This is a genomic window from Flavobacterium proteolyticum (assembly GCF_015223105.1).
Lineage (GTDB): Bacteria > Bacteroidota > Bacteroidia > Flavobacteriales > Flavobacteriaceae > Flavobacterium > Flavobacterium proteolyticum.
The window spans coordinates 179,364-192,454 of sequence record NZ_JADFTZ010000005.1 but is presented as its reverse complement, the minus strand read 5'-3'; the positions used below and the strand labels follow the sequence as shown (position 1 = coordinate 192,454).

The following is a 13,091-nucleotide window of genomic DNA, read 5'->3' as shown; positions in this document are numbered from 1 at the left end:
AGCACCGAAATGAATCATTGGAACATAATACTTGGTTTAGGTACTATTTTAGGTTTATACTTTTTCAGAAAAATTAAACCAACATACTTGAAAGTGATTTTTATTGGTTTTAGTATAAGCTTTGCTCTACCCTATTTTGAAAAACAAGAAATAACAAATATTGGATATTTTGGCTTTGGTTTTTTTTCACTTTTATATTTAATTCATTGCATAATTAAAAAAAGCATACTAAATATTATCATTTCATTATTTGCATTCTTTTCTTTCTTTTCAATGTACATGGGTTTTCCTTTTGCTAATGAAAGAAAACTGATGATGATTATTCCAATCATTACTTATTTCATAACCTTAAAAAAAATTCGACAATACGAAAACGAAATATCAATCTTAACTATTTTGACAAGTTATGAACTAGCCGAATTGATGAATATACAATTTGAGTAATAAAACCGATTTGCTAACAGCGGTTTGCTTCAATGGCTACTTCCGGATTTTCCTACGGAAAATCCGCTGCTGAATGGAATGTTTTGTTATATTTGTGATGGCTTGGTGTTGGTGCAACGCCACTGAGAGCAAGCCGCAGAACGTTAGCGGTCATTATAGGACGACCACAGAGACAACAAATAAACAAGAAATGAAACACATAAAACTTACGACTTTAGTATTTGGACTTCTACTTTTCGGCTGTAATAAAGCTGATATCAAAAAGAGTGCAGTGATAGAAGAAAAAATATCAACTTCAACAGATGACAAAGTACAAATTCAAAATCTTATTCGACAAGTTCTTAAATGGAGCGACTCAAAAAATACAATTGATGTGTTGCCATACTCTATTGACAGTAAAGACAGTACTTGCAATGGGTTTGATCTTGACAAGCTAAAATCAAATCTTCAGGAGTTACGTAGAACAGAATATTTTGCAGAGGAGTTCATTCAGAACTATAAACAAATTATTCAAACGCTTGACAGAAAAATAAAGAATAATGAGTTTGAAAAATGGTATCCACATGGAGAGTTGCCTTCATTTCCATTTGCAAACGATGTAAATCCCTGGTGCGAATGCCAAGACAACAGGGACTGGGATTTAGTTGAAGTAAAAGTAATATCATTGACCTCTGACAAAGGTGAGTTAGACTGGTTTTGGGGTAATTTAAACCAAGACACCAACGTAAGTTGGAAAGAGTTTAATTCATTTTTTAAAGTTGTAAAAGAGAATGGTAAATGGAAAATTGCATACATGCACGGATTTGACTTTAAGAAAAGCACAGAATAATAAAAGTGACTATGAAATTGGAAATCAAACAACGAACCGCTAACAGCGGTTTGCTTCAATGGCTACTACCGGATTTTCCTACGGAAAATCCGCTGCTGAATGGAATGTTTTGTTATATTTGTGGTGGCTTGGTGTTGGTTCAACGCCACTGAGAGCAAGCCGCAGAACGTTACCAGTAAGTTTTGAAAATCTACATAAAATGAACAATAGAATTTTAGCTACAATTATTTTTTTCCTGTCAATAAATGTAAATTGTTTTTCACAATCAGAATATCCTTTCTACGAACAATTAGCTTTTAATTTCTATAAAGACACTATTCTTGAAATATATCCTGTTGAAAGGAAAATAATTGTGTTTAAATCTCTTAACTATGATTCTGGTGAAGAAATTTATTATGTCCCATCTGATTGCTTAAAGACAAAGCTTCCAAATTATGGTAAAAATATTGAAAAGTTAGAATATTCAAAATATTGGAGGAGATTTGAAGATATGAGATTGGAACTCGATTTAACAAATGTTGACAAAAAGAAATTTAAAATCAGAAAATTTAATCGTGGAAATTTTCCTAAGTTATTTGTTCATTATCCAAAAGTATATGAAGACAGAATTTTTGTTATTGTACACGAAAAATATCAAAACAGCGGAAAATATTATACTGTTGAATTAAATAAAGCTGGTGAAATTATTGATTGGTGTCAATCATTATATGAAACTGTAACTTTACATTAAACCTACTGGTAACAGCGGTTTGCTTCAATGGCTACTTCCGGATTTTCCTACGGAAAATCCGCTGCTGAATGGAATGTTTTGTTATATTTGTAATGGCTTGGTGTTGGTGCAACGCCACTGAGAGCAAGCCGCAGAACGTTATAGGCAAGCATAAGAAAACTCTACAAAGAATGAAATTTAGTTTATCAATTCTGTTTTTTATTTTAATAAATGCACAACATGGAAATGTTGAGGGTGAATATCATAATTACTTTGGAAATAAATTGAAAATCAATTCTGATAAAACATTTCTTTATACTTGGCATTTTGATTTAGCTTCAAGTTGGAGCAAAGGAAAGTGGAAAACTAAAAACGATACAATATACTTTGAAGTAATTCCTGTTTATGATACTTTAAGAAGACCGAATTTAAAAGACTCGTTAATTTTGTCAATTGACCAAAAACCACAATTGATAACCGAAATGAGCATCGTATTCATTGAAGCTTTATCATCTGGAGGTCAAAACAGACAGAAAATGAGTTCAAAATTATATTTTGACGGAGAAAAATTGATTGAGATAAAAAAAAATGGAAAGCTGGATAATAGAAAACTGAAAGCTTTTTGGGACAATAAAAAATATAATACTTGGTTTATAAAAAGTAAATAAAAATGCCTGCCCATAACAGCGGTTTGCTTCAATGGCTACTTCCGGATTTTCCTACGGAAAATCCGCTGCTGAATGGAATGTTTTGTTATATTTGTAATGGCTTGGTGCTGGTTCAACGCCACTGAGAGCAAGCCGCAGAACGTTAGCAGCTATATTCTGCGAGACCTATAAAAATGAGCAGAAAGAAAATATTTATCGTTATAATCATTATAGTAAATTTACTATTTGCTTGGTCGGTTTTTAATATGTTTTATTATAAAAAAACATCTTTTGACACTACTGAAAAAGCAAAACTGAATCAAACTAATGTTGACAAAATTATTAATGGTGATGGAAGTTGGAAATGGAACGAAAAAGAATATGATTTTTATAAAGAATATTCCTTTTCATTAACTAAAAATGAGATTAAAGAATTTAGCAAAATAATAAATTCAGCAAACGCAAAATATATTGAGAACATAAGACCTAAAAAATGGGTTGACATATACATTGTGGAAAAAAACGGAAATAAAAGTTTAATTACTTTAAAACAAAGTAATAAAAACGAGATATATTTTGATATTAACCATAAAACATTTGATGGAAAAGAATTAGAAAAATATATACAAAAACATATCAAACGAAACTAAAAAATAAATACAGCTGCTAACACCGGTTTGCTTCAATGGCTACTTCCGGATTTTCCTACGGAAAATCCGCTGCTGAATGGAATGTTTTGTTATATTTGTAATGGCTTGGTGTTGGTGCAACGCCACTGAGAGCAAGCCGCAGAACGTTGTACAACATTTAAAAACTTCAATGTGAAAAAGATAATTCTCTTTTTATTTTCTCTACAAGTATTTTCTCAAGAAATAGAAAATAAAGATGAAATATTATCTATTCAAGATATTTATTTAAGTCAATGTTTTGAAGAATTACAAATTATAGATGAATTGAATAAATACCCTGCTTTTGAAAATCAAAGATTTTGTAATCTTGAACACACGATGTACTTGCTTGAATATAAAGAAGAATTTGTACGTAAAGAAGCTATAAAAAGACTAAAAGAAATAGCAAATTTATTTTACTTAGAGAATAAATATATTGTTTTGACTCACGGTATGGACAGTTTCTACATTTCCGAAAAAGAAAACTTAAATTTGAACGATGACGACGGAAAAATTTATATTAGTCTTGGTGAATGTGTCATACCAAATTCAATGAACGAAGCAAAGCACATCTTTAATGACGAAATGAAAAAACTATTTACGTCTAAAAAATAAAAACGTTGTACAACAGCGGTTTGCTTCAATGGCTACTTCCGGATTTTCCTACGGAAAATCCGCTGCTGAATGGAATGTTTTGTTATATTTGTAATGGCTTGGTGTTGGTTCAACGCCACTAAAAGCAAGCCGCATAACATTGTATGCTATATTTCCAAAACAGAACATTTAATGAAAAAAACAACAATTATAATTTTTACAATGTTTTCAATATTTAACTTCGGACAAAAAAAGAATAACGAGAGATATTTTAGTTGGGAAGAGTTTTCAGAAAATTTTGGAAAAGAAATGGTTTCTGCCGAAGATGTTTTTAACAGTATGGTTAAAAGTGGACTAAAAGATAATTGCTTAACCAAATTAGATTTTACTTTTGTTTCTGACAAAAAAGAAAATTTAAACAAATTATCTGAGTTTATAAAAAATCATTACTCATATTCCGTTCAAGAAGTTAAGAAATATGGAAGACTTTGGGAAATAAATGGTGAAACAAACGAAATTCCAATAACTTCTGAAAATTTAATGTATTGGGCATTAGATATGTATAAACGTGGTTATGAATTTGATTCAACATTAGAAGCTTATGGTGGACTTTTTGACCCAAAAAAACAAGTTTATCCAGATTTAAGTGAATCTAAAGAAGATTATTATTTTGACAATGCTGTAGAATATTATGAAAATGGAAACTTAAATGCTGCATTAATTTATTGGTCTTTAAGTTTAACTATAAATCCAAATTCTCCTGATGCATATTATTCAAGAGCCATAGTAAAAAATGAATTATATACTTGGAAATCTGCATTAAGAGATTATGACAAAGCAATAGAACTTGCACCAGATTTTGCTTCTGCAATTTTAAATCGAGGAACTGTTAAAGATGAAAATGAGGATTATATTGGAGCAATTGAAGATTACAACAAAGTGTTATCGCTTAAAGATTTAGATATAGAAAATCATCAAAGTGCATATTTTAATAGAGGAAATACATATTTTAACCTAAAAAAGAATAAAGAAGCCTGCGAAGATTGGAAAAAAGCTCTTGAACTTGGAGCCGAATATGCAAAAGAAAGAATTGAAGAACATTGTAAACATTAATACAGCATACAACAGGCGTTTGGCAAGATTGCGAATTTTGTAGTAAATTCATGTTTATTTCTCGCAAGAAATTTTATCTTTGATAGAAAATAATCGGTTCCGAAGTTCGCAACCTCGCCAAGCGCCGGAACGTTAGCGGTAATGTATAAAGAACTTCCTTGAAATCATAATTTATTGTAATTCCAAAAAATCAGTAAAAAAAAATATGTATAAAATTCCAAAAAAGAGAGAAGATGTTATAGGAAATTTAAAATTAATAATTGGGGTATTGGGTGCTTTATGCCTTTTATATTCAATTAGACAATATAATAATTTTGTCATAATTGGATTAGATGTTTTACTAAAGGTTTATACAATTTCAGGATTATTTTTTGCTATAATTATGTATAAAATAGATTTAGAATATGAGAAAAAAAATTATGACTTTATTTTAATTTTTTTTCAAAAATTTCTCACTTATGGTTCAATTTTCACCTCTCTTTTTTTTATTACAAATGAATATTTATCAAATAATAGAGAATATGTGATTTCTACAATGATTTTAGAAAAAAAAGAAGGTCTTGGAAGGTCTTCTAATTCGATAACAGTAAATATCAAGGGAACTGAAAAAGAAATAAACATTCATAAATATAACTTCGATGAAATAAAGAAATCTAACTTTGCTCATTTAAAATTAAAAAATGGTTTTTGGAACACTACTTTAATATTAGATACTAAATTAATTGACAAACACTACCGCTAACAGCGGTTTGCTTCAATGGCTACTTCCGGATTTTCCTACGGAAAATCCGCTGCTGGATGGAATGTTTTGTTATATTTGTAATGGCTTTGTGCTGGTTCAACGCCACTGAGAGCAAGCCGCAGAACGTTAACAACAAGTTTAAAAAAATGACAAAAAAAACACACTTTTCAAAAATAATATTGACAACATTACTTATTACTTTAAGTATAAGTTGTGGGAGTAATATAAAAACATTGAGTAAAAATTTTGTGTTCAAAAAAGGAAATGAGAAAATAACGTTTGAAATACTTAACGAAAAGCAAGTATTAAGTTTAAGCAAATCGAACCGAACTAAATTTACATTTTATAATGTTGACAAGACTAAAGTGAATTTAGCAGGACAAACTATAAGAATTCTTCCCGAAAGTCAAACTTCCGAAAATGAAACATTTATAGAAATGTCACCAAAACCCGAAAATTTAATTGATGGTAAATTATCTGTTATAGTTTCTTATAAAAATGAAGGAGAAATGAGAATTTTTAAATTGTTAATACCAACCGAAAATTAAAAACCTGTTGTTAACAGCGGTTTGCTTCAATGGCTACTTCCGGATTTTCCTACGGAAAATCCGCTGCTGAATGGAATGTTTTGTTATATTTGTGGTGGCTTGGTGTTGGCTCAACGCCACTGAGAGCAAGCCGCAGAACGTTGTAGGCAACATATTTTCCGAACTTACACTGAAAGCTTCTCTCCTATTTTTTCTGAATAAACTTTTACCGAAAATCTTGCGTGAAAAACGAAAACCAAACCAAACTTTGTCGACAAACTTTGTGCTGAAAATACTTTTTCGGGAAAATCCGTTGTGAAATGAAAACCTGAAACCAAACTTTGCGTGAAAATTTACTTTGCGTGACAATCCGAACTTTGCCAATAAACGTTGCTTTGAGTTTTTTTAAGTTCTGAAAATATTATGCAGCCTACAACAGCGGTTTAAAAATATGGCTAGTTTCGGGAATTTTTGAAATGGCGCAATTGTTTAATTTAAAGTTTTGGTTATATTTGTGAAGGCCTGGTGTTGCCTTTTCGCCACATTTTTAAGCCGCAGAACGTTATGTGTCATTTTACTTCAGAACTATGAAATCATTTATCCAATATCTTTTTTTAACAGTGTTTTTAATTGGTTGTACAAATCAAAGAAAAACCGATTCTTTAAAAGTTACAGATGATGAAATTTATGTGTTTGTAAAAATGGTATTGAAAGATTTAGAAAAAACTCAAAAGTTAGAGGGAACACAAGATTATTATTTAATAGATCAATTAGCAACTCCATCGTTTGTTTATGACAATCCTAGTTTTAAACTTGATAAATATTTCCAAAAAGATGACTTAGACTTTATACAAAAACAAATTGGAGAACGTGAAAATTTTCTATTACTTCAAGATTCAATAAAATCAAAACGTATTATTTCACAAAAAATAATTGATTCATTCAACAACGACAGAAAGGATAATATTGATCGAAAAAGTCATTTTTTAAAAAACTATACGAAAAAATATGGGAAAAATTTTTATGATAAATTAAGCTTGCCGATATTTTCAAAAGATAAAAAAACAGTTCTTATTGATATTTCAAGTTTTTTTGGAGGCAAAACTATAATTTACAGAAAAGAAAATAATAAATGGAAATCTGATATAATTGTTGGTTGGACTGGTTAAAAAAAACGTCACATAACAGCGGTTTGGCACAATAGCTACTTTTACAATTAAAATCACGTTCGATTTTCCGCTGGAAAATCTTATATTAGCAAGAAATAATCGTTCCACGAAGCCGCTACTGCGCCAAGCCGCGGAACGTTAGCAACAATTATCACAGACGACACACAGACAATGAAAATACTGACAACAATATTGAGTTTGATTTTACTAATTTCTTGCGGTCAACAAGAAAACAAAACGAATCAAGCAACAACTGAAAAAGTAGAAAACCTTTCGACTGACACAAGCCAAACTAAAATCACTTTTTACAAAGTCAACGGAAAAGGAATTTTACTTGGCGACAACTTAAAATTATTGGACGGAAACTTTAAAGAAATCAAGGACATTTCATATTTAAACGAACAATTTGTAGATATAACAGAAGTAAGTGACAAATACCATAAAATCAAACAGACAGACGACTATTGCCAAGAATTCAAATATGTCAAAATAAAGACAAAAGAATTTGAAGGTTATGTTGACGGAAGAAAAATTTATGCACCAATTAAACACACTCAAAACAAAATAGTAAAAATTGACAATAAAGAAGTTTCATTTATTGCGACAACTTATTTTGGCATTGGAGTTTCGGACGATGACGGTTTAACAGGCTGTTCAATTAACACTCCAGTAGTTTTCACAGACAAGTCAGTTAACTACGAAGGACTTGTAAAAATGGTCAAGAACAAAAATTACGAAGACAATTATCCATACTTTGAACTTAAGGATGATGATGGAGCAAATGACGAAATTTTAAGCATTGACAAACAAGGCGACAAATATTTACTTAAGATAAAGCGAATTTATCAAGAAGGCGGAGCAAACCTTTTAGTAGAAGTATTCAAAGAACAAAGCGGAACATTTGTAGCAGAAATTTTAAAGAATGAACGAACTGAAGAATAGAATAACTGTTGCTAACAGCGGTTTGCTTCAATGGCTACTTCCGGATTTTCCTACGGAAAATCCTCTGCTGAATGGAATGTTTTGTTATATTTGTAATGGCTTGGTGTTGCATTTACGCCACATTTTTAAGCCGCAGAACGTTAGCTACAATTTGAGAAAAACCGTGACTGAAACGAAAAACATTAATAATACAACGTCAAAAGAATGGTTAATTTTAATAACTGAATTCTTATCTAATCGTAATTCGAAATCGACAAAGACTATTTCGGAATTATTAGGCTCTGAAAACAAGAAATACAAAAGAAATGAAAGAGGCTCGAAATTCTTAATTCCAAAAAACACGAATTTGAATTACGTTGCGATAAATCCTGATTTGGAGAATACTGAAACAGATAAACCTGTTACTTTTTTAGCATTTAGCGGAGAAAAACTGAATTTGAAATTGAATTATCTGACTGAATTGTTTCCAAATGTTGAATTAGTAGAAAACACCTATGATGGAGGAATTCAATTGTTTTTTAATCCCGTAGATAATCGATTTGATTTTACAGCAGTCGCTTGTGAAATTTTTACTGACTATAAAACTCTTGATGAATTGACAGATGTGAACATAAATGGCATATCTTTTATGTTTAAACCAAATAAATTGAAAACAAGAGCTGGATATACAATGACAGAATAAAAACTGTAGCTAACAGCGGTTTAAAAATATGGCTGGTTTCGGGAATTTTTGAAATGGCGCAGTTGCTAAATTTAAAGTTTTGTGTATATTTGTGAAGGCTTGGTGTTGGGTTTTAGCCACATTTTTAAGCCTCAGAACGTTATAAGCCATTTTTGAAAAACGATGACGATAAAACACGATAATTTAGTAATTTCAATTTTCAGCGATTCAGCCTATTCGTTGGACTCAACTGATAATTTAAATAATTACGACAAGAAGTATTTTGACGAATCAGATTATATATTTCCATCTATATACACAATCAAAGTCGCCAAAAATGGAGAAGAATTTAGCGCAGTAATTGGCTCAGAAGGTGGAGCAACAGCAGCAAGTAATACATCTGTAATTGTCGATAATAATAAATTGTTTATGTGCTGTGGAGATTCTGTTTACTGTCTTTCCTTGCCAGAATTAAATCTGAATTGGAAAACAAAAGCCGATATGATTACTTGCTTCGAACTATTCAAAATTGATAACTTTTTTATTGTACATGGAGAATTACAAATATCTAGATTGTCATTAGAAGGCGTAATTGAGTGGCAACAGAGTGGCAAAGATATTTTTGTAACGCCTAATGGAAAAAATGATTTTGAAATAAAAAACGGTATCATTATAGCAAAAGACTGTGACAATGATGAATACAAATTTGATTTTGAAGGAAATGTGATTAATTAAAACGGCTTATAACAGCGGTTTAAACCAATTGCTGGGCTTGCGCTTGCTATTTTGTTTTTCATGGACAATAATCTGGTAATTTACAATTTTATGTTTCAAAGAAATTCAGTAGTTTGTTTTGGTCAGTGATTGCAGTAGCAACTGATCACAACCACGGGACCGTTAGCAGTCAGGTTAAAAACAAAAATAACAAATAATCAAACATTAACTTTTGAGATAAATATGGGAAAATATGACGGTCCTTATTTTGAGACTGACAATAATGTTGTGTCTATTTGGTTAGCAAAAACCGAATATAAAAAAATACCAGAAGATTATTGGGTTGAAAACTATGAAGGTGAAGATGATGAAGCGTGGAATCAATTTTCTAATGATTTTGGTTTCGGAAGCTACAATACAGATTTGGTTGAAAGTTTTTATGACAATACGAATTTTAGTAAAATCTCTACAAATAATCTATTAAAGTTTTTATCCTTCTCAAAATCTTTTATCGATGCTGCAAAAGAAAAGGCTGAAAAATTATTAATAAAAGAATCTTCATATGCATACTTAATCTATAATTTTGAATATGATCCTTTGACGACAGGAATTACAGAAAATAATCTATTTACTTTTCTTGGAGCATTTAAGTTTGATAAAAATTCGGATTCAGTGGAATATTTTTTTAATGTATAAACCAGAACTGCTAACAGCAGTTTCCATAAATGGCGAGTTTAGTACTAAATTCAACGGCAGCACTTTAATTGAACTTTCGTGCAAAACTGAACATTTGTGCTTCGATTTCCGCCACTGAGAGCAAGGGGCAAAACGTTGTGCTGCATTCTAAAAAATGTGTAAAATGAAAAAACTCATAATACTTTCTTTTTTAATTTTCCTTTCTTGTAAAAAGGAAGAACAAATTGTGATGTTAGAGAAAACTATCTATAAAGATTCAGCCTTAACAATTTTCGATTTTAAAGCTAATCCAAAATCAGATGGATTAAATTCAGCAAAAGCAAAAACAATATTAAATCAACATTTCAAACAAAAGGGTTTTCTAATCGAGTCGGAATTAGATTTCGGTTCATATAATCCTGAAGAAAAAAAATATTTTGGAAAAAAAGCTATTGATTTTATTGAAATTAAACCGATTAATGATTCAGCAACTATTGTAAAATATTATAATTGTGAACCTTTCGAAAACGGTACTTGTGTTCAACCACATTATGCAATTATTGCAAATACAATCAAAGGTAATAAAATTTTGCATGAGGATTTTTTACCTAATAATTTTGTTTTAGATAAAATTACAAAAGAAAAAAGAAAACTATTTCTTTACGGATATTATTTTGAATGCGCAAATCAGAAAAAATTACAATCATACAGAATAGCAATCAAATAAAAACGCCTCACAACAGCGGTTTGATTCAATGGCTACTTCCGGATTTTCCTACGGAAAATCCGCTGCTGAATGGAATGTTTTGTTATATTTGTAATGGCTTGGTGTTGGTGTAACGTAACTTCGTCAAGTCTAAGAAACGTTGCCTGCTATTTTGTAGAATCCAATGAACATAAAACTTAACAATGACGATATGAAAAAAAACTATTTCATTCAGACACTAATTGCAATTTTCATCACATCATTTGCATTGGGGCAAAATACTTTATCTACAGGAGACCATTTTGCAGATGTAAACGGAATAAAAATTCACTACTATGTTAGTGGCAAAGGTCCAGTTTGCCTTGTACCGACACCGGGTTGGGGACCATCAATTAATTATCTAAAAAACTCCCTTAAGCCATTTGAAAATTTTTTTAAGGTTGTTTATTACGATACACGTATTAGTGGACAGTCGACTGGTCCAAACGACCCAACAAAATATTCTAGCCTAGACTTCATGAACGATATGGACAGTTTAAGGGTTTACCTAAAACAACCAAAAGTTTGGGTGATGGGACATTCTATGGGTGGGTTTCAAGTGCTTAATTATGCTATACATCATAATGAAAACCTGAATGGAATAATTGCTTTAGCCCCACTCGCTGGAAGAGATAGTATTTATGAAAAAGAGTTCACAAAAATGGTCATGAAACGAAAAGGAGAACCTTATTTTGAAGCAGGTTCAAATATTTTTTTCAGAAAGGACACCACAAAAAATAAAAACTCAGAAATGATGCCTTATATTTTTCCTTTTTATTTTCACGATGTTAGTAAGATTTCAGAGTTTGAAAAATTGGGTGATCCACAAATGAGTGACAAAGCTGGTGAATATACGGATGCCTCTTTTTTTGGCACAGAATATCTATTCCCACAACTCTACAAGATAAAAGTACCCACTTTAATCGTAGTTGGTGATGACGATTTTGTTTGCGATAAGGTATCTCAAGCAGATAGAATTCATGAAAGAATTACTAATTCAGAAATAATTGTTATAAAAGATGCCGGACATTTTAGTTGGGTAGAACAACCTAAACAGTTTTTTATGGACATAGAAAAATGGTTGAAAAAACAAAATTTGATGCCCTAAAATAAAACAGCTGGCAACAAAAGGTTTTCATCAAGGCTGGCGGACGGAATAACAATCGTCAGTTGTAGACTATCAACTAATATCGGTCTTAATAGAATACCATTTGGCTTTTAGTTTATTAACATCAATAGCAGTACTTTTAATTAGCTTTAGTTGGCGGGCGGACTCAGTAACAATTATAGCCCTGCGAAAAGCTTTTAAGTTAGTGGCTATTTTAAAGACACAGACTAAAAATAAGATGAGTGAAATACTTAGACAACAAATAGAAAAAATTACACCTTTGACAGATAAAGAATTTGAATATATTCTTTCTCACTTTACTACAAAAAAATTAAAAAAGCATCAATTCTTAATTCAAGAAGATGATTTAGTTCAGCATGATTATTTTGTGATTAAAGGACTTTTGAAAGCATATTATATAAATCATGATGGAAAAGAACATATCATGCAGTTTGCTGCGGAAGATTGGTGGATTACAGATTATCAAGCCTATTTTAATGAAACAAAAGCATTGTTTAATATCGACTGCATTGAAACAACTGAGGTACTATGTTTGTCATTGTACAATCGGGAGAAACTTTGTGCAGATATGCATAAAATAGAGCATTTTTTCAGAAAGAAATCTAATTCTGGCTATGTAGCATTACAACGAAGAATACTTTCATTACTCAATAGCAATGCAAAAGAACGATATGAGCAACTTCTTCAACAATACCCATCGCTTTTTCAAAGAGTTCCCAAAACATTAATAGCCTCTTATTTAGGTGTTTCTAGAGAAACACTAAGCCGACTTTCAACTTAGTG

General features: G+C 30.9%; 17 protein-coding genes. All 17 read left to right on the top strand.

What is annotated here, in order from left to right:
- Nucleotides 1–9 precede the first annotated feature (9 nt).
- The 17 genes from IM755_RS10965 to IM755_RS10885 all read left to right on the top strand — a co-directional run bounded on the left by IM755_RS10965 (nt 10) and on the right by IM755_RS10885 (nt 13,089).
- On the top strand, nt 10–444 hold the full coding sequence (locus tag IM755_RS10965) for a hypothetical protein (protein ID WP_194096756.1): 435 nt from the start codon (nt 10–12) through the stop codon (nt 442–444).
- A 190-nt stretch (nt 445–634) separates the two neighbouring features.
- The gene (locus IM755_RS10960) at nt 635–1,273 is read left to right on the top strand and encodes a hypothetical protein (RefSeq protein ID WP_194096753.1); all 639 of its coding nucleotides are present in this window, start codon (nt 635–637) and stop codon (nt 1,271–1,273) included.
- A gap of 58 nt (nt 1,274–1,331) precedes the next feature.
- A complete protein-coding gene (locus tag IM755_RS10955; RefSeq protein WP_194096750.1) occupies nt 1,332–2,003 on the top strand; it encodes a hypothetical protein in 672 nt (223 codons plus the stop codon).
- 170 nt (nt 2,004–2,173) lie between these two features.
- A complete protein-coding gene (locus IM755_RS10950) occupies nt 2,174–2,650 on the top strand; it encodes a hypothetical protein (RefSeq protein WP_194096747.1) in 477 nt (158 codons plus the stop codon).
- Between the two features lie 173 nt (nt 2,651–2,823).
- Nucleotides 2,824–3,279, top strand: a complete 456-nt coding sequence (locus IM755_RS10945) for a hypothetical protein (RefSeq protein WP_194096743.1) — start codon at nt 2,824–2,826, stop codon at nt 3,277–3,279.
- Between the two features lie 171 nt (nt 3,280–3,450).
- Nucleotides 3,451–3,912 carry a hypothetical protein gene (locus tag IM755_RS10940; protein ID WP_194096741.1) on the top strand — a complete coding sequence of 154 codons (462 nt, stop codon included), beginning with the start codon at nt 3,451–3,453 and terminating at the stop codon, nt 3,910–3,912.
- Between the two features lie 171 nt (nt 3,913–4,083).
- On the top strand, nt 4,084–5,004 hold the full coding sequence (locus IM755_RS10935; RefSeq protein ID WP_194096739.1) for a tetratricopeptide repeat protein: 921 nt from the start codon (nt 4,084–4,086) through the stop codon (nt 5,002–5,004).
- Between the two features lie 205 nt (nt 5,005–5,209).
- Entirely contained in the window at nt 5,210–5,746 is a 537-nt protein-coding gene (locus IM755_RS10930; RefSeq protein ID WP_194096728.1) for a hypothetical protein, read from the top strand.
- 233 nt (nt 5,747–5,979) lie between these two features.
- Nucleotides 5,980–6,294, top strand: a complete 315-nt coding sequence (locus IM755_RS10925) for a KH domain-containing protein (protein WP_194096725.1) — start codon at nt 5,980–5,982, stop codon at nt 6,292–6,294.
- A gap of 566 nt (nt 6,295–6,860) precedes the next feature.
- Nucleotides 6,861–7,442, top strand: a complete 582-nt coding sequence (locus IM755_RS10920) for a hypothetical protein (protein WP_194096723.1) — start codon at nt 6,861–6,863, stop codon at nt 7,440–7,442.
- A gap of 171 nt (nt 7,443–7,613) precedes the next feature.
- On the top strand, nt 7,614–8,384 hold the full coding sequence (locus IM755_RS10915; protein ID WP_194096721.1) for a hypothetical protein: 771 nt from the start codon (nt 7,614–7,616) through the stop codon (nt 8,382–8,384).
- Nucleotides 8,365–9,066, top strand: coding sequence for a hypothetical protein (locus tag IM755_RS10910; protein ID WP_194096719.1), 702 nt, complete (start codon nt 8,365–8,367; stop codon nt 9,064–9,066). Before IM755_RS10915 ends, IM755_RS10910 begins: the two co-directional genes overlap by 20 nt.
- A gap of 162 nt (nt 9,067–9,228) precedes the next feature.
- Nucleotides 9,229–9,780, top strand: a complete 552-nt coding sequence (locus tag IM755_RS10905; RefSeq protein ID WP_194096717.1) for a hypothetical protein — start codon at nt 9,229–9,231, stop codon at nt 9,778–9,780.
- Nucleotides 9,781–10,002: 222 nt separating this feature from the next.
- On the top strand, nt 10,003–10,455 hold the full coding sequence (locus tag IM755_RS10900; RefSeq protein WP_194096715.1) for an immunity 22 family protein: 453 nt from the start codon (nt 10,003–10,005) through the stop codon (nt 10,453–10,455).
- Nucleotides 10,456–10,618: 163 nt separating this feature from the next.
- Entirely contained in the window at nt 10,619–11,161 is a 543-nt protein-coding gene (locus IM755_RS10895) for a hypothetical protein (protein WP_194096713.1), read from the top strand.
- 190 nt (nt 11,162–11,351) lie between these two features.
- A complete protein-coding gene (locus IM755_RS10890; RefSeq protein ID WP_194096710.1) occupies nt 11,352–12,287 on the top strand; it encodes an alpha/beta fold hydrolase in 936 nt (311 codons plus the stop codon).
- 238 nt (nt 12,288–12,525) lie between these two features.
- Nucleotides 12,526–13,089 carry a Crp/Fnr family transcriptional regulator gene (locus tag IM755_RS10885; RefSeq protein WP_194096820.1) on the top strand — a complete coding sequence of 188 codons (564 nt, stop codon included), beginning with the start codon at nt 12,526–12,528 and terminating at the stop codon, nt 13,087–13,089.
- Nucleotides 13,090–13,091 lie beyond the last annotated feature (2 nt).